The 21,625-nt window shown below is 75.5% G+C and carries 23 protein-coding genes and 1 tRNA gene; 18 read left to right on the plus strand and 6 right to left on the minus strand.

Annotation, left to right across the window (positions count from 1 at the left end; genetic code table 11):
• Nucleotides 1-155 precede the first annotated feature (155 nt).
• Nucleotides 156-1,511, plus strand: coding sequence for an amidase family protein (locus Q1K26_RS13080; RefSeq protein WP_300011260.1), 1,356 nt, complete (start codon nucleotides 156-158; stop codon nucleotides 1,509-1,511).
• An 88-nt stretch (nucleotides 1,512-1,599) separates the two neighbouring features.
• Here the strand turns inward: Q1K26_RS13080 and selD are convergent, their stop codons facing one another.
• Complete coding sequence (gene selD / locus Q1K26_RS13085; RefSeq protein WP_300011262.1) at nucleotides 1,600-2,622, minus strand: selenide, water dikinase SelD; 1,023 nt, start codon at nucleotides 2,620-2,622, stop codon at nucleotides 1,600-1,602.
• Between the two features lie 131 nt (nucleotides 2,623-2,753).
• Between selD and Q1K26_RS13090 the strand changes: the two genes are divergently transcribed.
• Genes Q1K26_RS13090 through Q1K26_RS13115 form a run of 6 tightly spaced genes read left to right on the plus strand, consistent with a single transcriptional unit; the run spans nucleotide 2,754 to nucleotide 8,184 of the window.
• Nucleotides 2,754-3,326 carry a carboxymuconolactone decarboxylase family protein gene (locus Q1K26_RS13090; RefSeq protein WP_300011264.1) on the plus strand — a complete coding sequence of 191 codons (573 nt, stop codon included), beginning with the start codon at nucleotides 2,754-2,756 and terminating at the stop codon, nucleotides 3,324-3,326.
• Nucleotides 3,323-4,162 carry a radical SAM protein gene (locus Q1K26_RS13095; protein WP_300011267.1) on the plus strand — a complete coding sequence of 280 codons (840 nt, stop codon included), beginning with the start codon at nucleotides 3,323-3,325 and terminating at the stop codon, nucleotides 4,160-4,162. The genes Q1K26_RS13090 and Q1K26_RS13095 overlap by 4 nt, the downstream gene beginning before the upstream one ends.
• 2 nt (nucleotides 4,163-4,164) lie before the next feature.
• Entirely contained in the window at nucleotides 4,165-4,782 is a 618-nt protein-coding gene (locus Q1K26_RS13100) for a DoxX family membrane protein (protein WP_300011270.1), read from the plus strand.
• A 22-nt stretch (nucleotides 4,783-4,804) separates the two neighbouring features.
• Nucleotides 4,805-5,701 (plus strand): putative selenate ABC transporter substrate-binding protein, encoded by an 897-nt coding sequence (locus Q1K26_RS13105; protein WP_300011273.1) that lies wholly within the window; start codon nucleotides 4,805-4,807, stop codon nucleotides 5,699-5,701.
• A 54-nt stretch (nucleotides 5,702-5,755) separates the two neighbouring features.
• Nucleotides 5,756-6,502: an ATP-binding cassette domain-containing protein gene (locus Q1K26_RS13110; protein ID WP_300011276.1), complete on the plus strand. Its 747-nt coding sequence runs from the start codon at nucleotides 5,756-5,758 to the stop codon at nucleotides 6,500-6,502.
• Nucleotides 6,496-8,184, plus strand: a complete 1,689-nt coding sequence (locus Q1K26_RS13115) for an ABC transporter permease subunit (RefSeq protein WP_300011278.1) — start codon at nucleotides 6,496-6,498, stop codon at nucleotides 8,182-8,184. The genes Q1K26_RS13110 and Q1K26_RS13115 overlap by 7 nt, the downstream gene beginning before the upstream one ends.
• Nucleotides 8,185-8,349: 165 nt before the next feature.
• Here Q1K26_RS13115 and Q1K26_RS13120 read toward each other — a convergent pair whose 3' ends face one another.
• Nucleotides 8,350-8,955, minus strand: a complete 606-nt coding sequence (locus Q1K26_RS13120; RefSeq protein ID WP_300011281.1) for a class I SAM-dependent methyltransferase — start codon at nucleotides 8,953-8,955, stop codon at nucleotides 8,350-8,352.
• 134 nt (nucleotides 8,956-9,089) lie between these two features.
• On the opposite strand from Q1K26_RS13120, the gene selA reads away from it, so the two are divergent.
• From selA to Q1K26_RS13140, 4 genes are all read left to right on the plus strand, one after another.
• Nucleotides 9,090-10,442, plus strand: coding sequence for an L-seryl-tRNA(Sec) selenium transferase (selA, locus tag Q1K26_RS13125; protein ID WP_300011284.1), 1,353 nt, complete (start codon nucleotides 9,090-9,092; stop codon nucleotides 10,440-10,442).
• A 45-nt stretch (nucleotides 10,443-10,487) separates the two neighbouring features.
• A complete protein-coding gene (locus Q1K26_RS13130) occupies nucleotides 10,488-12,353 on the plus strand; it encodes a SelB C-terminal domain-containing protein (RefSeq protein WP_363320478.1) in 1,866 nt (621 codons plus the stop codon).
• Nucleotides 12,354-12,401: 48 nt separating this feature from the next.
• Complete coding sequence (locus tag Q1K26_RS13135) at nucleotides 12,402-12,815, plus strand: STAS domain-containing protein (RefSeq protein ID WP_300011287.1); 414 nt, start codon at nucleotides 12,402-12,404, stop codon at nucleotides 12,813-12,815.
• Between the two features lie 136 nt (nucleotides 12,816-12,951).
• Nucleotides 12,952-13,245 carry a WhiB family transcriptional regulator gene (locus Q1K26_RS13140; RefSeq protein WP_300011290.1) on the plus strand — a complete coding sequence of 98 codons (294 nt, stop codon included), beginning with the start codon at nucleotides 12,952-12,954 and terminating at the stop codon, nucleotides 13,243-13,245.
• Between the two features lie 59 nt (nucleotides 13,246-13,304).
• Here the strand turns inward: Q1K26_RS13140 and Q1K26_RS13145 are convergent, their stop codons facing one another.
• Together Q1K26_RS13145 and Q1K26_RS13150 are read right to left on the minus strand one after the other, a co-directional pair.
• The gene (locus tag Q1K26_RS13145) at nucleotides 13,305-13,832 is read right to left on the minus strand and encodes a hypothetical protein (RefSeq protein ID WP_300011293.1); all 528 of its coding nucleotides are present in this window, start codon (nucleotides 13,830-13,832) and stop codon (nucleotides 13,305-13,307) included.
• A gap of 231 nt (nucleotides 13,833-14,063) precedes the next feature.
• Nucleotides 14,064-16,232 (minus strand): SpoIIE family protein phosphatase, encoded by a 2,169-nt coding sequence (locus tag Q1K26_RS13150; RefSeq protein WP_300011296.1) that lies wholly within the window; start codon nucleotides 16,230-16,232, stop codon nucleotides 14,064-14,066.
• A gap of 145 nt (nucleotides 16,233-16,377) precedes the next feature.
• Here Q1K26_RS13150 and Q1K26_RS13155 point away from each other — a divergent pair, with 145 nt between their 5' ends.
• From Q1K26_RS13155 to Q1K26_RS13170, 4 genes are all read left to right on the plus strand, one after another.
• The gene (locus Q1K26_RS13155) at nucleotides 16,378-16,791 is read left to right on the plus strand and encodes an STAS domain-containing protein (protein ID WP_300011299.1); all 414 of its coding nucleotides are present in this window, start codon (nucleotides 16,378-16,380) and stop codon (nucleotides 16,789-16,791) included.
• Between the two features lie 66 nt (nucleotides 16,792-16,857).
• On the plus strand, nucleotides 16,858-17,298 hold the full coding sequence (locus Q1K26_RS13160) for an ATP-binding protein (protein ID WP_300011302.1): 441 nt from the start codon (nucleotides 16,858-16,860) through the stop codon (nucleotides 17,296-17,298).
• Nucleotides 17,295-18,074, plus strand: coding sequence for a SigB/SigF/SigG family RNA polymerase sigma factor (locus Q1K26_RS13165; RefSeq protein WP_300011305.1), 780 nt, complete (start codon nucleotides 17,295-17,297; stop codon nucleotides 18,072-18,074). The genes Q1K26_RS13160 and Q1K26_RS13165 overlap by 4 nt, the downstream gene beginning before the upstream one ends.
• A gap of 61 nt (nucleotides 18,075-18,135) precedes the next feature.
• Nucleotides 18,136-19,365, plus strand: coding sequence for an FAD-dependent oxidoreductase (locus Q1K26_RS13170; RefSeq protein ID WP_300011308.1), 1,230 nt, complete (start codon nucleotides 18,136-18,138; stop codon nucleotides 19,363-19,365).
• A 9-nt stretch (nucleotides 19,366-19,374) separates the two neighbouring features.
• Here the strand turns inward: Q1K26_RS13170 and Q1K26_RS13175 are convergent, their stop codons facing one another.
• Nucleotides 19,375-19,596, minus strand: a complete 222-nt coding sequence (locus Q1K26_RS13175; protein WP_300011311.1) for a DUF3618 domain-containing protein — start codon at nucleotides 19,594-19,596, stop codon at nucleotides 19,375-19,377.
• Nucleotides 19,597-19,693: 97 nt separating this feature from the next.
• On the opposite strand from Q1K26_RS13175, the gene bcp reads away from it, so the two are divergent.
• Nucleotides 19,694-20,161 carry a thioredoxin-dependent thiol peroxidase gene (gene bcp / locus Q1K26_RS13180; protein ID WP_300011313.1) on the plus strand — a complete coding sequence of 156 codons (468 nt, stop codon included), beginning with the start codon at nucleotides 19,694-19,696 and terminating at the stop codon, nucleotides 20,159-20,161.
• A gap of 45 nt (nucleotides 20,162-20,206) precedes the next feature.
• Nucleotides 20,207-20,279: transfer RNA gene (locus tag Q1K26_RS13185), tRNA-Leu, on the plus strand.
• 23 nt (nucleotides 20,280-20,302) lie between these two features.
• On the opposite strand, the gene Q1K26_RS13190 is transcribed toward Q1K26_RS13185, so the two are convergent.
• The gene (locus tag Q1K26_RS13190) at nucleotides 20,303-20,974 is read right to left on the minus strand and encodes a TVP38/TMEM64 family protein (protein ID WP_300011316.1); all 672 of its coding nucleotides are present in this window, start codon (nucleotides 20,972-20,974) and stop codon (nucleotides 20,303-20,305) included.
• Between the two features lie 123 nt (nucleotides 20,975-21,097).
• Between Q1K26_RS13190 and Q1K26_RS13195 the strand changes: the two genes are divergently transcribed.
• Nucleotides 21,098-21,493 (plus strand): carboxymuconolactone decarboxylase family protein, encoded by a 396-nt coding sequence (locus Q1K26_RS13195; RefSeq protein WP_300011319.1) that lies wholly within the window; start codon nucleotides 21,098-21,100, stop codon nucleotides 21,491-21,493.
• The last annotated feature ends 132 nt before the right edge of the window (nucleotides 21,494-21,625 follow it).

The raw sequence follows: 21,625 nt of genomic DNA on the forward strand, positions 1-21,625 counted from the left end.
GTTCCACACCGCCGTCGACGACGACACCGAGTCGATGCTCGGCGCCGCGTGCCCCGTCCGCCTGCCATCCGCACCCGGCGCCGGATCGGGCACCGCTGATCCTGCGTCCGGCGGGTCGTTTCCCGATAACCCCTGATCAGTGCCATGGTGGAGGGATGGACCTCACCGCCATGGGCGCGGCCGAGATCGCGGCGCGCGTGCACGACGGCTGGAGCAGCGCCGTCGACGTCGCGCGTGCCCACCTCGACCGGATCGCCGAGCGTGACGGCCGGGTCGGTGCGTTCCAGGTCGTGGACCCGCGGCGCGTGCTGTGCGAGGCCGAGGCCGTCGACGCGCGGGCCGACCGGTTCGCCCTGCCCCTGGCCGGGGTGCCCGTGGCGGTCAAGGACTGCGTCGACGTGGCCGGCTACCCCACGCGGCACGGCTCCGCCGCCACCTCGTGCGAGCCCGCCCGCCGTGACGACGACCTGGTCAAACGCCTGCGCGCGGCCGGCGCCGTCGTCGTGGGGAAGACGCGGATGCCGGAGCTGGCGATCTGGGGCTTCACCCACTCGGCGCTGGGCACCACCCGCAACCCCCTCGACACCGATCGCGACCCCGGTGGTTCCAGCGGCGGCAGCGCCGCGGCCGTGGCGGCCGGGATGGCCGCGCTGGCGCTGGGCACCGACGGCGGTGGCTCGATCCGCATCCCGGCCGCGTACTGCGGGCTCGTCGGCCTCAAGCCCGGTACCGGCGTCGTCCCGCTCCCGGGCAGGCTCGCCGAGCACTGGTACGGGCTGTCCGAGGCGGGGCCGATCGCGCGGACCGCGCAGGACGCCGCCGTCATGCTCGGCGTGCTGCGCGGCGAGCCGGTCGAGCTCGACGTGCCCGGGCCGGCCCGGATCGCGCTGTCGCTGCGCGTCCCGTCACCGATCTCCCGGTTGCACCCCGACCACCGCGCCGCCGCGGTCGGGGCCGCCGCCCGCCTGCGGGCGGGACCCGGTGGCGCGGCCGTCAGCCTCGCCGACCCGCCCTACCCGCGCGGGCTCACCACCCGGTGGACGCGCCGCTGGCACGCCGGGGTGGCCAGGGACGTCGCCGCACTCGGGCTGGACCTCGCCGACCTGGAGCGGCGCACGGCCGCGGTCGCCCGCCGGGGCCGCCGCGCCCGCCCGGGCCGCCGCGCCGCCCCCGCCTGGCGCGACCGCATGATCGACTGGCTCGACGAGGGCGGGTACGACCTGCTGGTGGGCCCGGCCGTCGCCACCCCCGCTCCCCCCGCTGGCGCGTTCGCGGGCCGCGGCTACCTGCGCACCCTGCTCGCGCAGGCCCGGCAGGTGCCGTTCACGCAGGCCTGGAACCTGGCCGGGTTGCCGGCCGTCGTGGCGCCGGTGCTGGTCGAGGGCCGTGCCGTGGGGGTACAGCTGGTCGGCCGACCCGGGTCGGAGGCCGCGCTGCTGGCGGCGGCGGCCCGGCTGGAACGCCGGGTGGTCCCGATGGCAGGCGCCGCGGCCCCTCGCAGCTACGCATAGCACCGGCGCAGCACCGGCGCCCTCGGACGAGTGGGACTCTCGTCCCCCAGGTTCGGACGGGAGTCCCACTCGTCCGAGCTTCGGTGCCTCAGCGCAGCGTGATGCGGCCGGTGCCGGTGCGGACCCGGCCGATCACCGTGGCCGGGGTGCCCAGCGCCGCCACCGCGGCCGCCGCCTCGGCGGGTGCGGCGCCGAACAGCAGGCCGCCGGAGGTCTGGGCGTCGGCGAGCAGCAACACGTCGAGCTCCCCGTACCCCCCGGCGTCGACGGAGGGCGCCACCCAGTCGCGGTTGCGCCGGGAGCCGCCGGGCATCGTCCCGGCCTCGGCCAGCGCCCGTGCCCCCGGCAGGAACGGCACCGCGGCCACGTCGATCCGAGCGTCGACTCCGGACGCCACCGCCATCTTCAGCAGGTGCCCGAGCAGCCCGAACCCGGTGACGTCGGTGCAGCCCTGCGCGCCCGCGTCGACCGCCGCCCGGGCCGCGGGGGCGTTGGAGGCGGTCATCGACGCGACCGCGGCCGCGAGCAGCGACGGCGGCGCGGTCCCGGCCTTGATCGCGGTGGTGGCCACCCCGATCCCGAGTGCCTTGGTGAGCACGAGCACGTCACCGTCGCGCAGCCCGGCGTTGGTGAGGATGCGGTCGGGGTGCACCTCGCCGACGACGGCGAGCCCGTACTTGGGCTCCGGATCGTCGACGCTGTGGCCGCCGACGACGGCGAACCCGCTCTCGGTGCCGATCTCCGCGCCTCCGGCCATCACCTCGGCGAGCATGGAGGTGGGCAGCTCCGACGACGGCCAGGCCACCAGGTTCAACGCGAACAGCGGACGCCCGCCCATCGCGTAGACGTCCGACACGGCGTTCTGGGCGGCGATCCGGCCCCAGGTGCGCGGGTCGTCGACGACGGGGGTCAGGAAGTCGGTGGTGGCCACCAGCGCGCGGGCAGCGTCCAGCCGCCAGACGGCCGCGTCGTCACCGGTCTCGGTGCCGACGAGGAGGTCCGGATGGGCGGACGGTTGCAGCGTGCGCAGGACCTGCGCCAGCTCGCCGGGGGCGAGCTTGCACGCTCAACCGGCGCCGTGGCTGAACTGCGTGAGGCGACGGAAGGACACCCCGCCACCCTACGACCGGCCACCGACCGCACCGCACCGCAGCACCACCGGTGTGCACCCGGCGCGCCCGTTAGCGTCCGGTAAGGGATCAGGGACCGTCCAGGGGCACGTCCCCGCCTAGGGTCATCGTCGTGCGCGCTCCCGTCGTCGACCCGCCCGACATCCCCCTGATCTGCGCCGACCAGGCTCCGTTGCTGGCACGTCCGTTCTACGCCGGCGGGGACCCCGGCCCGATCGTCGCGGCGATGGCCCACGTTCCCGAGCTGCTCGAGGTCGCGATGCCGTTCCTCGGCACGGCGCTGGGCCCGTCGGGGATCGACTGGCGCACCAAGGAGATCGTGATCGTCCGGACGTCGGCGCTCGCCGGGTGCCGGTACTGCGTGCAGGCCCACACGGTCGTGGCCCTCGACGCGGGGCTCAGCCGCGCGCAGGTCACCGCGCTGCGCTCCGAGACCCCGGTGGCCGAGGCCTTCTCCGACGCGCGCGAGCTGGCGTTGATCGACTGGGTCGACCTGGTCGCGGGCCACGACCCGGTCCCCGACGCCGCGCGCGTGGCCGTGCGGGCCCACTTCGCCGCACACGAGGTCGTGGAGCTGACGACGCTGGTCGGAGCCACCCTGCTGCTCAACCGCTTCGCCACGGCGCTGGCCCTGCCGACCGGTACCGAGACCCTGGACCGGCTGAGCGCGGAGGGTCTGGCGTGACCGCCGAGGAGGGCCCGATCGGGCTCGCGGTGGCCGCGGGCACGCTGCCCGGCCGCGTGTGGATGTACGCCAACTACCACTGCAACATCGAGTGCACCTACTGCCTCACCGAGTCCGGCCCGAAGGTCGCGCGCCGCGAGCTCGGGCGCACGGCGATGCTGGAGGTCGCCCGCCAGGCCGCCGAGCTGGGCTTCACCGGCCTCGGCGTGACCGGCGGCGAGATCTTCCTGGTCCCCGACATGCCCGAGCTGCTCGCCGAGATGTCGCAGTACCTGCCGATCGTCGCGCTGACCAACGCCACCCTGTTCCAGCGCCGGCTGCTGAGCCGCGTCGAGGTGCTCGCCGGGAAGCCGGTGTCACTGCAGATCTCGCTGGACCGGCCCGACCCCGACGTCAACGACGAGATGCGGGCGCCGGACAACTTCGCCAAGGTCGTGGCCGCGATCCCGGCACTCGTGCAGCGCGGGGTCACCGTCCGGATCGCCACCACGGTCGAGTCGATCGAGGACGCCGAGCTCGACCGGCTGTGCGCGCTGCACCGCGATCTCGGCGTGTCCGACGACGACCACGTCATCCGGCCGATCATCGCCCGCGGCCGGGCGATCGAGGAGGGCCTCGGCGTCGCCGCGGCCCAGTCCGATCTCCCCGCCGAGCTGACGATCACCGCGGACGGGGCGTTCTGGAGCCCGTTCGGGCCCACGGTGCGCGGCGGTCGGCTCGACACCGACCTGCTGATCACCCGCACGACGCTCCCGCTGTCGGTACCCGCCGACACGTTGCTGCGCCTCGTGGACCGGCAACCCCGCGGCGCCGACTCCGCACTCAGCATCCGTTGAGCGTGACTACACGTGCCCGGTCCGGGTACGCCGAACCTCCCGACCCCGACAAGACGGGTGACCAGACCATGTCCGATCCCACCGCCGCAGTCACCGACCGTCCGACCTCGGTCCCCGCGTCCCATCGCTCGCTGTCGCACGCCTTCGCCGTACTGCGCATCTTCTTCGGCCTGATCTGGCTGACCAACGGCCTCGCCAAGCTGATCAACGTCGGCGTCTACGACTTCGGGTTCGCCACGGCCGGCCTGCTGTGGCTCCCGCAGGCCCGCGACATCGCCGACATCGCCTCCACCGGGACCTACCTCGGTCCGCTGGCCGCCTTCTACCAGAACATCGTGCTGCCCAACTACGGCGCCTTCGGCGTGTTCCTCACGATCGTCGAGATCATGGCCGGCCTGGCCCTGCTGTTCGGAGCACTGACCAGGGCCGCCGCGCTCGGCACGCTGCTGCTGATCGGACCGATCTGGCTGATGTACCTGTTCTCCGGCGCCGCCCAGTACTTCTGGACCTACCCGGTCGACCTGCTGCCGCTGGCGCTGCTGGCGATCTACCCGTCGGGCCGTACCTGGGGTCTCGACGGCAGGCTCGCCGCCCGCTTCGGCGACCGCTGGCCCTTCTGAACCCCCGACCGCAGGAGACATCGTGCGTCGCACCCACCTGGCCGCGGCCCTCGCCGCCCTCGCCGTCGTCGCCACGGCCTGCGGCGGGGCCGCCGAGCCGGCCGATCGGGAGCTGGTCATCAGCGCCATCCCCGACCAGGACCCGGAGAAGCTGCAACGCCTCTACGGCGAGGTCAGCAGCTACCTCGGCGAGCAGCTCGGCGTCACCGTGGTCTACCAGCCGGTCACCGACTACACCGCCTCGGTCACCTCGTTCCGGCGCGGGGACGTCGACGCCACGTTCTTCGGCGGGCTCAGCGGCGTGCAGGCGCGGCTGCAGGTCCCCGGTTCGGTCCTGCTGGCCCAGCGTGACATCGACGAGAACTTCCGCAGCGTGTTCGTCGCGAGCCCGGCAGCCGGGATCGCCCCGATCGCGGACGTGGCCGGGCTGTCCGTGCTGCGCGAGAGGACGCTGACCTTCGGCAGCGAGGTCTCCACGTCCGGTCGGCTGATGCCGCAGTTCTTCCTCGACCAGGCCGGGGTGACCCCGGCCGAGCTGGCCGGGGACCCGGGCTTCTCCGGCTCGCACGACGCCACGATCGCGCTCGTCGAGGCCGGCACGTACCAGGTCGGCGCGCTGAGCGCGTCGGTGTGGGACGCCCGCGTCGCCGACGGCTCGGCCGACCCCGCCGCGGTCGTCGAGATCTTCCGCACCCCGAGCTACCACGACTACCACTGGCTCGGCAGCCCGGACCTCGACGCCGACTTCGGGGCCGGGTTCACCGAGCGGCTGCGCACGGCCCTGCTCCGGCTCGACGGCAGCGACCAGCGCGAGACCGACATCCTGGAGCTGTTCACCGCGGGCGCGTTCGTGCCGACCGTCGCCGAGAACTACACCGACATCGAGACCGTCGCCCGCGGGCTCGGACTGCTGCAGTAGCCGGTGCTCGTCGAGCTGCGGGGTGTCACGGTCCGCTACGGGGGACTCACGGCCGTGGACGATCTCGATCTCACGGTCGAGTCCGGCCAGCACGTCGCGGTGATCGGCCCGAGCGGGGCGGGCAAGAGCACGATCATCCGGCTGCTCAACGCCACGGTCGCACCGACCAGCGGCAGTGTGCGGGTGCTCGACGCCGAGCTGGCCGGCGCGTCGGCCCGCGCCCTGCGCGCGGTGCAGCGCCGGATCGGCACCGTCCATCAGCAGTTCCACCTCGTCGGCGAGTTGCAGGTGGTGCACAACGTCAATGCGGGCCGGCTCGCCGAGTGGTCCCTGTGGCGCTCGCTGACCTCGCTGCTGCGCCCCCGTGACGTCCCCACCGCGCGGGCGGCCCTCGACCGCGTCGGGCTCGCCGACCGGACCACCCAGCGCACCTCCACCCTCTCGGGCGGCGAGCAGCAGCGCGTCGCGATCGCCCGCGTACTGGTGCAACGCCCCGCCCTCGTCCTCGCCGACGAGCCGGTGGCCAGCCTGGACCCCGCCCGCGGCGCGGAGATCGTGGCCCTGCTGCACGAGGTGTGCCGCGAGTCCGGGGCGACGCTGCTGTCGAGCCTGCACGACGTGGAGCTGGCCCGGCGCGGCTTCGACCGGGTGATCGGCGTCCGCGAGGGCCGGGTGCGGTTCGACACCGCTCCCGACCGGCTGACCACGACGATGACCGACGCGCTCTACGAGCTGGCGCCCACGCCGCACCGGCCCGAACCGGGGCCGGGGCCGGGACCGCCGACCGGCCGCCGGTGCTGACCGAGGCCGTCCGTCGCGAGGCCGGCCCATCGCGCCGCGCCGTCGGCTCCCGGGCCCGCCGCCGGTGGGTGTGGGTGGCGGTGGCCGTCGTGCTCGCCGCTGCCGGTGCCGTCCTCGCGGGCGCCGCCGGTCGGGGCGAGCCGCTCGCGCGGGCGTCCGGGCTCGCGCTGGTCGGCGAGTTCTTCGCGGCGGCGGTGCGTCCCGAGCTCGCCCCCGACTTCGTCCGGCTGACCGTGCGGGCCGCGGCCACCACGCTGGGGTTCGCGGCGCTCGGCACGGCGCTGAGCCTGGTGCTCGGGGTCGTCGGCGGGGTGCTCGCCTCGCAGACCTGGTGGCGCGCGGGCGGGCGCCACGGCGAGCTGACCCGCCGCGGTCGGCGGTGCTGGATCGGCACCCGGGGTGCGCTCGTGGTGCCGCGCGGCATCCACGAGATCGTCTGGGGGTTGTTCCTGCTCAGCGTGCTGGGCATCGAGCCGGTCGTGGCGGTGCTGGCCATCGCGATCCCGTTCGGGGCGATCACGGCCAAGGTCTTCTCCGAGATCGTCGACGACGTCGACCGCCGCCCCGCCGACGCGCTGCTCGCCGCGGGCGCGAGCCGGGCCGCCGCGTTCGCGTACGGGGTCCTCCCCGCCGCGGCGGGCGAGCTCACGTCGTACGCGTTCTACCGGCTGGACTGCGCGATCCGCAGTGCCACGGTGCTGGGTCTGATCGGTGCGGGCGGGCTGGGGTTCCAGCTCCAGCTCAGCTTCACCGCGCTGCGCTACTCCGAGATCTGGACCCTGCTCTACGCCCTGATCGCGCTGAGCCTGGTCGCCGATGCCTGGGGGGCGGCGGTGCGCGACCGGGTGGCCGGCCGGAGCGCGCGGGGCGGGCGCGACCGATTCGTCGTCGGGTCGGTCGCCGCCGCCGTCGCCGCGCTGCCGCTCGCGGCCTGGTGGGTGGAGCTCGACCTCGCCCCGCTGGTCGACGCCCGGTCCTGGGGCCTCGCCGGGGATCTGCTCGCGGCGTCCCTGCCGCCGACGCTGGGCGCCGGGCCGGCCGGGCCGGGCGGATCCGGGGCGGGCGGTGTGCTCGGGCTGGTCGGCCTGTCGGTCCAGACGCTGGCGATGTCCGTGCTCGCCATCGTGCTGGCGTTCCTCGGCGGGCTGCTGCTCGCCGGGCCCGCGGCGCGCCCTCCCGCCACCGAGCGCGCCCGCGTGCGCTCGGCCGTCGCGGCGCTGGTGCGGCTGTTGCTGGTGGTGCTGCGCGCGATCCCGCCGCCGCTGTGGGCGCTGGTCGCCCTGTTCGTGTTCGTGCCCGGCATCCTCCCCGGCGCGGTCGCGCTGGGCGTCTACACCGCGGGAGTGCTGGGCCGGCTGATGGCCGAGACGATCGAGAACCTGGACCGCCGCCCCTCGCACGCCCTGCGCTCCCAGGGCGCCTCGCCCGGCCAGGTGTTCGCCTACGGCGTGCTGCCGGCGGCGGCCCCGCGCTTCGCCGGCTACGGGATCTACCGGTGGGAGGTCACCATCCGCGAGACCGTGATCGTCGGGGTGGTCGGCGCGGGCGGGCTGGGGATGCTGCTGCAGACCCAGCTGGCACTGTTCGACTACGGCGGTGCGCTGACCACCATCGGCACCCTGCTCCTGCTGACGGTGCTGGTGGACGTGACGGGTGCCGGGCTGCGCCGCGCGGTGCGGTGACACCCCATGGCGTGTTCCTCGGCGCCGTCCGGGGCGCGATCAGCCCGAGGCCGACGAACCGCGAGACCGACAGGGCCGGCGCGACCTCGTCGGGTGCGTACCGGAACGGCCGACACCCACTGCTCGGACGCGCGGCCCGACTCCGGCCAGGCGGCCTCCGGTCGGTCAGGAGCGCAGGGCGAGCCAGGTGAACGGCTGGACCCCCCCGGCCGGGGTGCGGTGCTCCTCGCGGCGCCGCTCGACCACCTCCAGGTCGCCCAGCGCCGCGGCCAGCTCGTCCGGGGAGTAGCGGGCGGTCGGCAGCCCGGAGCAGTACTCCGGGCCGTCGGCGGCGAAGGTCCCGACCACGACCAGCGCGCCGGGGGCGAGCGCGACGCGCAGCAGGTCGCGGTAGCGCTGCCGGTCGGCGGGGTCGGTGAGGAAGTGGAACACCGCCCGGTCGTGCCACAGCCCGAACCGACGGTCGGGCGCCCAGTCGAGCACGTCGGTGACGACCCAGTGCACGCGATCGGCCGCGGCGCCGAGCCGGGCGCGGGAGTGGGCGAGGCCGTCGTCGGAGACGTCGAGCGCGGTGAGGTCGGTGAACCCGCGGTCGAGCAACGCGTCCACGAGCCGCGAGGCGCCCGCCCCGATGTCGACGGCCGGGAGCCGCGGGTCCGCGGCGCCGATCAGCTCCAGCGAGCACGCGGGGTCGGCGGTGAACCAGCTGACCTGCGTGTCGCCACGGCGGGTGTAGACCTCGGCCCAGTGCTGCGCTGCGGTGTCCGCCACCCGACCATCATACGATATTCCAACGATTAGCGGAGTACTGGTGACGTCCTCGGCACGACCGACCGGCACCTGCCCAGGGCACCCGCTCAGGACGCCGGCGGTGCGGCGCGGCGGACGGTCGTAGAGTTCCGCTCGTGACCGCCCTCGACGCCCGCCGCCGCGTGCCCCGCACCGACGCCGTGCTCGCCGAGCCCCGGATCGCGGCCGCTGCGGCCCGGCTCGGCCGGGCGATGGTGAAGGACGCCGTCGTCGCCGCACAGGGCCGGGCGCGGGCCGGGGAGATCGCGCCCGAGGACGTCGCCGGCGCCGCGCTGGCGAGCCTGCCCGCCACCGCCACCGGCCTGCGGTCCGTCCTCAACGCCACCGGGGTGCTGCTGCACACCAACCTGGGCAGGGCGCCGTTGTCCGCGGCCGCCCGCGCGGCCGTGGACCTCGCCTCGGGCACCTGCGACGTCGAGCTCGACCTGTCCACCGGCGGGCGCGGGCGGCGCGGAGCCGCCGCCGTCGACGCCCTGCTCGCCGCCGTGCCCGGAGCCGCGGCAACGCACCTGGTGAACAACGGGGCGGCGGCGATCGCGCTGGTCGCGATGGCGCTGGCGCCGGGCCGCGAGCTGGTCATCGCGCGGGGCGAGCTCGTGGAGATCGGCGACGGCTTCCGCATCCCGGAGCTGCTGGAGGCCACCGGCGCGCGGCTGCGCGAGGTCGGCACCACCAACCGCGTCGCCCGGGCCGACTACGCGGACGCGGTCGGTGAGGACACCGCGGCGATCCTCAAGGTCCACCCGTCGAACTTCGTCGTCAGCGGCTTCACCCGCGCCTGCGGCCTCGACGAGCTGACCGGGCTGGGGGTACCGGTCGTCGCCGACATCGGCTCGGGCCTGCTCGCCCCGCACCCGCTGCTGCCCGACGAGCCCGACGCCGCCACGGCGCTGGCGCAGGGGGCCGACGTCGTCACCGCGTCGGGGGACAAGCTGCTCGGCGGCCCGCAGGCCGGGCTGGTGCTCGGCGCACCCGGCGCGGGGGCCGACATCGTGGCCCGCGTCCGGCGCCACCCCCTGGCCCGGGCGATGCGCGTCGACAAGCTCACCCTCGCCGCGCTCGAGGCGACCCTGCGCGGCCCGGTACCGCCGGTGCGCGCCGCCCTCGACGCCGAGCACCCGGTGCTGCGGGCCCGCGCGGAACGGCTCGCCGCGGACCTGGCCACGGAGGGCGTGGACGCCGCCGCCGTCGACTCGGCGTCCACGGTCGGCGGGGGTGGCGCACCCGGCGTCACCCTGCCCAGCGCGGCGGTGTCCCTGCCCGAGCGCTACGCCGCCGCGCTGCGCCGGGGCACACCGGCCGTGCTCGGCCGCACCGAGCACGGCCGCTGCCTGCTCGACCTGCGCGCCGTCCCACCCGAGTCCGACGACGCGCTGGCGGCGGCGGTCCGGACCGCGACGGCCCGCCTCGCGCCCGTCCGGTCCCCGGAGCCCCGCGATGCCCGCTGACCCCTCGCCACGAACGGCACGTCCGTCCACCGGGGGTGGACGGGAGTGCCGTTCGTCCGCCGGGACGGGGCCCGCCCCGTGCAGGTGATCGCCACCGCCGGGCACGTCGACCACGGCAAGTCGACGCTGGTCCGCGCCCTGACCGGGATGGAGCCCGACCGGTTCGCCGAGGAACGGCGCCGGGGGATGACGATCGACCTCGGCTTCGCATGGACCGACGTGGACACCGGCGGGGCCGACCCGACGACCGTCGCGTTCGTGGACGTGCCGGGCCACGAGCGGTTCGTCACCACGATGCTGGCCGGGGTGGGCCCGGTGCCCGCCGTGCTGCTGGTGGTCTCCGCCGACGAGGGCTGGATGCCGCAGTCGGGCGAGCACGTCGACGCGCTGACGGCGCTGGGTGTCGAGCGCGGCCTGCTGGTCGTCAGTCGCAGCGACCTGATGGAGCCCGACCTGGCCCTCGACGACGCCCGCGAGCACCTCGCGGGCACGCCGCTGCGCGACATTCCCGCGGTGGCCGTCTCGGCGCGCACCGGCGCTGGGATGGACGCGCTGCGCACCGCGATCGGCGAGCTCGCCGCGGCGCTGCCGGTGCCCGATCCCGCCGCCGACGTGCGGCTGTGGGTCGACCGGGCGTTCACCGTGCGGGGCGCGGGCACCATCGTCACCGGCACGCTGCCCGCAGGCCGGGTGCGCGTGGACACCGAGCTGGAGCTGGTCACCGGGAGCGGCACCCAGCGCGTGTCGGTGCGCGGGGTGCAGACCCTCGGTGCGCCGGTCGACGAGGCGCGCGGCGTGAGCCGGGTGGCCCTGAACCTGCGCGGGCTCCCGCGCGAGGCGGTGGCCCGCGGCGACGTGCTGCTCACCCCGGGCGCCTGGCTGACCACCGACGTGCTCGACGTCCGCCTGCACGGGGTCGGCGGCGCGGTGCCGGAGCCGGGAGCGCTGCCCGGGCAGCTGAGCCTGCACGTCGGCTCGGCGGCGGTGTCGGCCCGCGTCCGCCCGCTCGGCCCCGACACCGTGCGCCTGCGGCTGCGCCGCACGCTGCCCCTGCGCATCGGCGACCGTGCCGTGCTGCGCGACCCCGGCGGTCGCCGGGTCGCCGCCGGGGTGACCGTGCTGGACGTGCGGCCCGCCCCGCTGCGCCGGCGGGGGGCCGCCGCCGGTCGGGCCGCGGTGCTGGACACGATGGACGGCGTCCCGTCGGCGGCCGCCGAGCTGGCGCGCCGCGGACTGGCCCGCCGCGCCGACCTGGTCGCGATGGGGCTGCCGGTCGCCGAGCTGGACGCGCTGGCCCACGCCGGGGTCCCCGCGGCGGCCGGGTGGCTCGTCGACCCGGACCGCGCCCGGGCCCTGGTCTCCGATCTCGCCGCCGCCGTCGACACCCACGACACCGCGGACCCGCTCGATCCCGGGCTGCCCACCGAGGCCGCCCGCCGTGCCGTCGGGCTGCCCGAACCGCGGCTGGTCGACGCGCTGCTGCGCCACGTCCCCGACGCCGGGCTGGCCCACCGCGAGGGCCGCGTCCTCCGTGCGGCGTCCGCGGGCCGGCTCCCGCCGGCCGTCCGCGCCGCGATGGACGCGCTGCGCGCCGATCTGGAGCGCGATCCGTTCGCGGCCCCGGAGGCCGGGCGGCTCGCCGAGCTGGGGCTCGGGCCGCGGCAGCTGGCCTCCCTGGTGAAGGCGGGCGAGCTGCTGCGGATCGCCGACGGGGTGGTGCTGCTGCCCGGCGCCGACCGTCGCGCGCTGGCCGTGCTGGCCGACCTGGGGCCGGAGTTCACCCTCAGCACGGCCCGCCAGGCGCTGGGCACGAGCCGGCGCGTGGCCGTGCCGCTGCTCGAACTGCTGGCCCGGACCGGGCGCACCGCGCGCACCGGCGACGGTGGGCACCGGGTCGTCCGCGACTCCTAGCCGGCCCCCGGTGGCACCGCGCGGCCCGGAGCCCTACCGTAGCGCCCGATGTCCGACACACGTGCGACCCCGACCTCCGATCCCGGCCCGACCCGCCGCGGCGGGGATACGGACGACCAGATCACCCTGACCACGCGCACGGCGGCGCCCGGCCAGGTCGTCATCGAGGTCGGCGGCGAGGTGGACATGCTGACCTCGCCGCAGCTCCGCTCGGCCGTGCTCGACCAGTTCGCGCCCTCCGCGGGCGTCGAACTCGTGGTTCTCGCCCTGGACGGTGTCACGTTCCTGGGCACCAGCGGCCTCGCCGCGCTCATCGAGGTGCGCGAGACGGCGCACACCGCGGGCGTCGAGCTGAGACTGGCCTGTACGGCCCGCCGGGTGCTGCGGCCACTGACGATCGCCGGCCTCGTGCCGCTGTTCGACATCCACGAGACGCTGGAGCAGGCGCTCGCCGCCACCTGAGCCGCGCGCACCGATGTGAGGTCGGTCACCCTGCCTCGGGTGGCGGGCCGAACGCGTTTGGGGTCGGGGCCTGCCGGGAACCAGGTGTCGATCGCCCGGCATCCGGGCAACGGACGCATGTGAGGTGACCTACGCGATGAGTGACGTTTCCCGGCTCCCCGGCCCGATGGATCACGCCTGGCAGTGGCAGCGTCTGGGTTCGTGCCGCGGTATGGACAGCGCGAACTTCTTCCACCCCGACGGCGAGCGCAACCCGTCCCGCGCCCGGCGGACGGCGCAGGCCAAGGAGGTCTGCCACCGCTGCCCGGTGATCGAGAACTGCCGCGAGTTCGCGCTGCAGACCCGCGAGCCGTTCGGCGTCTGGGGCGGCCTGGCCGAGGCCGAGCGCCGCGTGATCCTGGAGCAGCGCGGCGTCCCGCTGGCCAGCTGAGGCACCGCCGAAGCCGGGGCGGGCCCACCCGCGGGGGGTGGGTCCGCCCTTTTCGCCGCTCAGGTGCCCGGCGCGGTGACCACGCAGAGCTCGTGGCAGCGGAAGCGCAGCAGCGGGATCCCGTACACGCGCGCGATGCGCTGCGCGGCCTGGTCGACGACGCTCCGCGCGGGGTCGGCGGGCGCGACCGCCGGGCCGAGCAGGAACACGCCCGGCTCCGGGTCGAATCCGACCAGCTCGCTCAACGCGGCCACGAGGTCGTCCTCGTGCTGCGGGCCCACCGGCGGGTGCAGCCCGAGACGGTGCACGTGCAGGTCGGGCAGGCCCAGCGCGGCGAACACCTCGTCGCCGGGCTCCGCGTCCCGGTCGTCGTACCCGTCGTCGTCCCCGTCACAAGCCGGGCCGTCGACCGCGCACCCGGCGAGCACGCCCAGCGGGGCCGGTGGGCCGACCGGCGGGTCGTCGGCGGCGATCAGCACGTCGACGTACCCGGCGCCCTCGACCAGCCGGAGGAGATCGGACTCCGGGCGGAGCAGTTCCACGGCGCCCACCGAGACGGCGACGAACCGCCGATCGTGCACGGGCACGGGGACGGACCCCGGGTCCCGGGTTGCTTCGGGCAGATGGAACCGACCCTCCGGTACGGCCACCATGGTGGAGTTCCCCTCGACGCGCGGCGCCGGCACGCCCCCGCGCCGGTCGCCCTGCCTCAGAGCTAACCGCTTGTCGGGCCGGATCGCCCGTCCCGGACGGTGGTCTACGCCCAGCGGCGCGAGCCGATCTCCGAGCGGCCGGTTCACCCGGCCGCGACGCCCGTGTCACGCGGTGATGCGGACCGCCAGCAGCGCCACGTCGTCGCGGAGACGGCGGGGCGCGCACGCGACCAGCACCCGCTCGACGACGGTCTCCGCGTCCACCCCGGCGGGCAGTGCCGCGACGGTGCGCTCGATCAGGTCGGTGCGCTCGTCGGCGTCCGCGCCCAGCATGTCGGTGAGCCCGTCGGTGTAGAGCACCAGCACCGACCCCGGCGGGCAGCACACCTCCACCTCGGCGCGCACCGGTCCGTCGGCCCGCCCGAACCTGGGCACGGCACCGATCATCGGCGAGCGCCTCTCGTCGAGGCGGGTGAGCGTGCCGTCCGGGGCGAGCAGCAGCGGTGCGGGATGGCCCGCGTTCGAGTAGCGCAGGATCCGGCTGCCGTCGACCGCGGGCTCGAGCCGCGCGTAGAACGCGGTGGCCATGGCCGCCATCTCCAGCCCCTGGACGAGCTGGTCGCAGCGGTCGAGCACGGATCCGGTGCCGCGGCCCTCCCAGGCGTAGGAGCGCACGACCCCGCGCAGCTGCCCCATTGCCGCCGCCGCCGCGAGGTCGTGCCCGACGACGTCGCCGACCGCGATCCCGACGGCGCCGTCGGGCAGGGGCAGCACGTCGTACCAGTCACCGCCCACCTGGTTGCCGTCGGCGCCGACCAGGTACCGCGCCGCGATCTGCAGGCCGTCGACGTCGGGGACGACGGGCAGCAGGCTGCGCTGCAGCGTCGCGGCCGCGGCGTGTTCGGTCTCGTAGAGGCGCGCGTTGTCGACGGTGAGCCCGGCCCGCCCGGCGAGATCGGTGGCCAGGTGCAGGTCGAGCGGGCCGTAGCGGCGGCCGTAGGGGTGCTGGGTGAACAGGGTCAGCGTGCCGAGCACCCGTCCCCGCGCCCGGACCGGGACGACCATCACCGAACGGAGCCGCAACTGGTCGTACACCTCGGCCGCGCGTGGATCGTCGGGCAGGCCGTCCGCGCCCCGCTCGGGCGCGTCGGAGATGAGCACCGGGTCCTCGCCGACCAGGACCTGCCCGACCGCGGAGGGGCCCCCGGCCTGGTAGGAGCGCAGCTCGCCCAGCCGTCGCAGGCGCTCCTCGTCGCCACGCTCCCTGGCCGCCACCGCGAGCCGGGTCAGGGTGCCACCCGGCCGGTCGAGCAGGTCGACCGCGCACAGGTCGGCGAGCTGCGGCACGACGATCCGGGCCAACCGTGCGCAGGCGTCGGCGACGTCGAGGGCCTCGGTCATCTGCGTGGTGGCCTCGGCCAGCAGCCGGAGCTGGCTGCGCGCCGCCTCGGCCTCGGCCAGCGCCGCGCGCCGCTCCTGCTCGACGATCACCCGCTCGGTGACGTCGTTCTGGACGCCGACGAAGTTGACCAGCTCGCCGGTGCCGTCGTACACCGGCGACACCGAGAGCTGGTTCCAGTAGGCGGTGCCGTCGCGGCGGTAGTTGAGCAGCACCTCGGTGATCGGCTCGCGCCTGCGCAGGGCGTCGCCGATCCGCTGCACCGTGGCCGCGTCGGTGTTGGGTCCCTGCAGCATCCGGCAGTTGCGGCCCACGACGTCGTCGAGCGCGTAGCCGGTGAGGCGGGTGAACGACGGGTTGACCCAGATCAGGGGGTTGTCGGGGCGGCGCGGGTCGGTGATCGTGAAGGACATGTCGGTGGCGACGACGGCCCGGTCGCGCAGGACCTCCAGGTGCCGCCGGTTGCCGTGCTCGGTGCCCGAGAGCTGCTGGAACACCACGAGCGCCCGGCTGTCCAGCCCCAGCGGGCCCGCGCCGGGCTCGGCCACGCCCGACAGCGCGAACCCGGTGACCCACAGCAGCCTGCCCTCGCTCGCGTCCCGCTGCTCGGCGGTGACCGAGTCACCCGTGCGCGCCGCGTCGCGCACGGCGACGGGCTCCCCCGCGACCGGCACCCCCGCGGCGACCAGCGACAGCGGCGACCCCGTCTCGCTCATCCGCCTGCCGCCGAGGTCGGTCAGGCCGGCCGCGTCGCTCCAGCGGTCGACGTCCACCGGCAGCGTCACCCGGTCACCGGTCAGCTCGATGGCCGTGGCGTTGGCGTACACGACCCGACGCACCGACAGGTCGATCATCAACACAGCGGCGGGAGCCCCGTGCAGCACCTGCGGAAGGTCCTCCGCCGGGACCCGATCCACGCTCCGGAGATCGGTCACGTCGCCAGCCTAGATCGCAGCCCGACCCGGCGCCCGCCCGAGCCGACCCGGCGGTAGTGTGCGGCCGCAGGTCCGGTTGAGCCCCCAGCCGCCTTCCCACCTGGCACCGGCCGACGGTGTCGCTCGCTCCCGCTGGAGGTGCGCCGTGTCCGACACCATGTCGCCGGTCGACGACGAAGGTCCGTCACCCAGCATGCTCGACACCACGTTCAGCCATCCGGCCCCCGGGGTCGTCCTGCTCGCCGCCGCGGGCGAGATCGACACCCTCACCGCGCCCCGGCTCGACGCGGCGCTGGCCCGGCTCGTCGACGAGGCGGCGTCCACGCTCGTCGTCGACCTGACGCAGGTGGTGTTCCTGGCCTCCAGCGGGCTGGCCGTGCTGATCGAGGCCGCCCACCGCGCGTCCGGTAGCGGCCGTGCGCTGCGGCTGCTGGTGCAGGGGCGCCCCGTGCTGCGCGCCCTCCAGATCACCGGCACCGACCAGCTGTTCGAGCTGCACACCGATCGGGAGGCGGCGCTGCTCCCCGACCCCGAGGACCGATCCGCCCCCCACGATTGATCTCCCGCCCGTACGGGTAGCAAGATGACCCGTCACGTCCCCCGATCTGCGAAGGAGACCAGCAGCGTGTCCGATGCGGACTCCCCCCACCCCACCGAGACGCTCGACGGGGTGTCCACCGTGGAGGTCCGGACCTCGGCCAGCGCGGCGCTCATCCCGACCATCCGCGCGGTGGCCTCCGATCTCGCCGCCCGTGCCGACTTCGACCTGGACGCGATCTCCGACCTGCGGATGGCCGTCGACGAGGCGTGCGCCACGCTGGTCGACGTGGCCGCCCCGCGGTCGGTGCTGCACTGCACCTTCCTGGTCCGCACCGACGGCATCGAGGTGCGCGCGGTCGTCGAGGCCGGCCAGCCCGACGCGGGGGTCTCCACCGACACGTTCGGCTGGCGGGTGCTGCAGACCCTCGCCGACGAGGTGGACGTCCTCGGCGCCCCCGGCATCGACGGCGCGCGGGCCACCGTCGGCATCCGGCTGGACAAGCTCGCCGGCGGCCTACCCCGGTGACCAGGGCCGACTCCGAGTACGGCCACCTCGCGCCCCTGCTCGAGCAGTACTCGTCGCTCGAGCCGGACCATCCGGACCGCGAGCGGCTGCGTGACGAGCTCGTCACGGGCTTCCTGCCGGTGGCCCAGCACATCGCGCGCCGCTTCTCCAATCGCGGCGAGCCGCTCGACGACCTGGTGCAGGTCGCCACCGTCGGGCTGATCAACGCGGTCGACCGTTACTCCCCGGACCGCGGCACCGACTTCTTCTCCTTCGCCGTGCCGACGATCAGCGGCGAGGTGCGGCGGCACTTCCGGGACCTCGGCTGGTCGATGCGGGTTCCGCGGCGCCTCAAGGACCTGCACGTGTCGATCAACGGCGCGGTGTCGCACCTCGCGCAGGAGATCGGCAGGGCCCCACGCCCCAGCGAGATCGCGCAGCACCTGGGGGTGCCGGTGTCCGAGGTGCTGGAGGGCCTGGAGGCGGCCGAGGCCTACCGCAGCTCCTCGCTCGACGAGATGCTGTCGTCCGACGCGGGCAGCGCCACCGTCGGTGAGCTCGTGGGCGAGGCCGACGCCGAGCTGGCCCGCGTGGACTTCATGCAGGCGCTACGACCGGTGCTGGGCGAGCTCGCCGAGCGCGAGCGCACCATCGTCCTGCTGCGGTTCTTCGGGAACATGACGCAGACCCAGATCGCCGAGGAGGTCGGGATCTCGCAGATGCACGTGTCGCGGCTGCTCGCGCAGACCCTCGACCGCCTGCGCACCCGGCTCGATCCGGACACCCGCGTCGGCTAGGCGAAGGTCGGGCGGGTGCCCTGGTCGGACCGGCCGTCCGCCCGCCGGGTTGGATGAGTCCATGGCGGGACAACCGGAGCACGTGCTGGTCGTGGGAGCGGGGCTGGGCGGGCTGCGGACCGCCGAGCAGCTGCGGGCGGCCGGGCACCAGGGGCGGATCAGCCTCGTGGGCGCCGAGCCGCACGCCCCCTACGACCGCCCACCGCTGTCCAAACAGGTGCTGCGGGGCGAGTGGGAGCCCGCGAGGGCGATGCTGCGCGACGCCGACGCGCTCGACGAGCTCGGGATCCGCAGCTACCTCGGCACCGCGGCCGTGGCCCTGCGCCACCACGGCGGTGCGGACGGGCGGGGCACCATCGAGGTCGAACTCGCCGACGGTGCCACGCTGCACGGCGACGTGCTCGTCGTCGCCACCGGCGTCGCGGCGCGGACCCTGCCCGGCCAGCCGGCGACCGCCCACACGCTGCGCACCCTCGACGACTCCGTCGCGCTGCGGGACGCGCTGGAACGGATCGGCTCGCTGCTCGTCGTCGGCGGGGGCTTCATCGGCGCGGAGGTCGCGGGCGCCGCTCTGGACCGGGGCGTCGCCGTCACGGTGCTGGAGGCGCTGGAGGTGCCCGCCGAGCGCGCGCTGGGCCCGATCGTCGGCGCCCTCGCCGGGCGGCTGATGAGCGAGGCCGGGGTCGACCTGCGCACCGGCACGCGGCTGGCGGGCTTCGTCGACGGCGGGGTCGAGCTCGCCGACGGCACCCGGGTGGCGGCCGACGCGATCGTCGTCGGGGTGGGTGCGGTGCCCGAGCTGGGCTGGCTGCCCGCGACCGGGCCCGACGGCAGCGCGCTCGACGTCTCCGACGGGCTCGCGTGCGGACCGACCGGGCGGGTGCACGGGCTGCCGGGGGTCTGGTCGGTCGGCGACGTGGCGCGCTGGGACGGGCACCGCACCGAGCACTGGACCAGCGCCGGGGACCAGGCCAGGGCCGTGGCCCACGACATCCTCGGCGCCGACCCACCTCCCGCGACCGTGCCCTACTTCTGGTCCGACCAGTTCGGGCTGAAGATCCAGCTGATCGGTCGGGCCGATCGCGCCGACTCGGTGCTGGCCCTGCACGGCGAGGGCCTCGACGGCGGCGCCGTCCGCGGCACGGTGGCCGGCTACCTCGCCGGTGACCGGCTGGTGGCGGTCGCCGCGTTCGGGGCCGCGCGGCTGGTGGCGCGCTACCGCCCGCTCGTGGCCGAGGGGGCCGACCGCGGCGCCGCGCTCGCGATGGCCGGCACGCTCGACGCGCGCTGACCCGTCAGGTCAGCGGAACATCTTCCGCAGGATCGCGAGCCCCACGAGCGCACCGACGGCGATCAGCCCGTACTTGATCCTGGGGTCGGCGAGCTTGCTCTGCACGCTCTGCCTGCCCGAGTCGACGAGGCGCTTGGGGTTGGCACGCTCGCTCAGGACGTCGAGACTGTCGGCGAGGGCGTCCCTGGCCTTCTCGATCTCGCGCTGGATGGTGTCCGGGTCGCGGGCCACGACGCCTCCCTCGTAGTTCGGCCGGTGCGGTGTACGGCCGGTGCAGGTCGCCACCGTAGATCACACGCCCGCGGAGCGTCGTGCCAGGATCGCCGACATGAGCACCCGCCTCGCCCCCGGCGACCCCGCACCCGACTTCACCCTGCCCGACGCCGACGGCAAGCCCGTCTCGCTCGCCGACTACCGCGGCCGCCGGGTCGTCGTCTACTTCTACCCGGCCGCCGCCACGCCGGGCTGCACCACCCAGGCCTGCGACTTCCGCGACAGCCTCACCGACCTCGGCGACGCCGGCCTGGACGTGCTCGGCATCTCCCCGGACAAGCCCGCCAAGCTCGCGACGTTCCGCGACAAGGAGGGCCTCACGTTCCCGCTGCTGTCGGACGAGGACCGCTCCGTCCTGGCCGCGTGGGGCGCGTTCGGGGAGAAGACGATGTACGGCAAGACCGTCACCGGCGTCATCCGTTCCACGTTCGTCGTCGACGCGCAGGGGCGGATCGAGGTGGCGCAGTACAACGTGCGCGCCACCGGGCACGTGGCGAAACTGCGCCGGGACCTGCAGGTCTGAGCCGGTCACCACCGAGTCGCCGGAGCACCCGTACGCTGGTACGCGGCCGGCGTAGCCCAACGGCAGAGGCGCGATCTTTAGGTGGTCGACAGTGCGGGTTCGAATCCCGCCGCCGGCACGGCGCTTCTCGCACCCCAGCAGCTATCCGGGCCACGGAGCCGCGGATACCTGCTGCGGTGCGGGATCCACCGGCCGGCGCGCCGCCCACACCGCACCGGCCAGCCCCAGCAGCCCGCCCACCACCGACACCGCCAGGAGCGCCGGGTGCGGTGTGCCGCCCACGGCGGCGTCCCCGAGCACCACCACCGCCACCGTGCCGGGCAGGATGCCGAGCACCGTGCCCAGCAGGTAGGGCCGCAGGCGCACGCCCGAGAGCCCGGCCGCGTAGTTGACGGCGAAGAAGGGCAGCACCGGGATCAGGCGCAGCGACGCCACCGCGAGCAGCCCGCTGCGGTCCAGGCGTGCCCGCAGCCACACGAGCGTGACCCGGTCGGCGTGGCGCTCGACGAGTGCGCCCCCGACGAGGCGGACCAGCCCGAACGCGGCCACGGCGGCGAGCATCGTGCCGGCGACGGCGAGCAGCACCCCGGTGACCGATCCGAACAGCACCCCGGCGGCGACGGTGAACACCGTGCGCGGCACGGGCGTGAGCGTCACAGCCCCGGAGAGCAGCACGAACAGCACCGGCGCCCAGGCCCCGGCCCCGCCCACGGTCGCCCGCACGTCGGGCACCCCCGCGGTGCGCACCGCGAGCACGACGACCACCGCGGCGGCCACCGCGGCCACGCCGAGCAGCGCGCGTATCCAGGTCACCGGCCCGACGGTACCGGCGTGCCCGGTCCGGGGCCCGGATACCGTGGCCCGGGTGACCGATCATGCGAGGACACCGATCAGCACGGCACCGGCGGGACCGGCCCCGGCCAGGCGGGCGCGGACATGAGCGGGCCCGAAGCGCTCGACCTCGATCCCGACGGCCTCGCGGTGCGCCGCGAGGTGCTCGGCCCCGAGTACGTCGACGCCGCGCTCGCCCGCGCCGACGCCACCACCGCCGACTTCCAGGAGATGATCACCCGGTACGCGTGGGGGCACGTCTGGACCCGGCCCGGCATCGACCGGCGAATGCGCAGCGCCGTCACCCTCACCGCGCTCGTGGCCCACGGCCACCTCGCCGAGCTGGAGCTGCATCTGCGCGCCGCGCTGCGCAACGGGCTCACCCGCGCCGAGATCGTCGAGATCCTGCTTCAGACGGCGATCTACTGCGGTGTCCCGGCGGCGAACTCGGCCTTCGCGGTGGCGAAACGCGTGCTGGCCGAAACCCCACCCCCCACCTGACCCACCCCCACCCCACCGCCCCCCGCCACCCCCGACGGTTGCAGTGGGGTGGCTTCACAGGGGCCAGGCGGGGGTGTAGCCACCCCACAGCCACACGGGGCGGGTGGGGGCGGGGGTGGTCAGGGGGCGAGG

Origin of the sequence: Pseudonocardia sp. (genome assembly GCF_029263155.1) — a bacterium.
GTDB lineage: Bacteria > Actinomycetota > Actinomycetes > Mycobacteriales > Pseudonocardiaceae > Pseudonocardia.

Coding starts and splice junctions, on each gene's coding strand:
- Q1K26_RS13080 (WP_300011260.1), top strand. CDS start 156: ATGGACCTCACCGCCATGGGCGCGGCCGAGATCGCGGCGCGCGTGCAC.
- Q1K26_RS13135 (WP_300011287.1), top strand. CDS start 12,402: ATGTCCGACACACGTGCGACCCCGACCTCCGATCCCGGCCCGACCCGC.
- Q1K26_RS13140 (WP_300011290.1), top strand. CDS start 12,952: ATGAGTGACGTTTCCCGGCTCCCCGGCCCGATGGATCACGCCTGGCAG.
- Q1K26_RS13170 (WP_300011308.1), top strand. CDS start 18,136: ATGGCGGGACAACCGGAGCACGTGCTGGTCGTGGGAGCGGGGCTGGGC.
- bcp (WP_300011313.1), top strand. CDS start 19,694: ATGAGCACCCGCCTCGCCCCCGGCGACCCCGCACCCGACTTCACCCTG.
- Q1K26_RS13195 (WP_300011319.1), top strand. CDS start 21,098: ATGAGCGGGCCCGAAGCGCTCGACCTCGATCCCGACGGCCTCGCGGTG.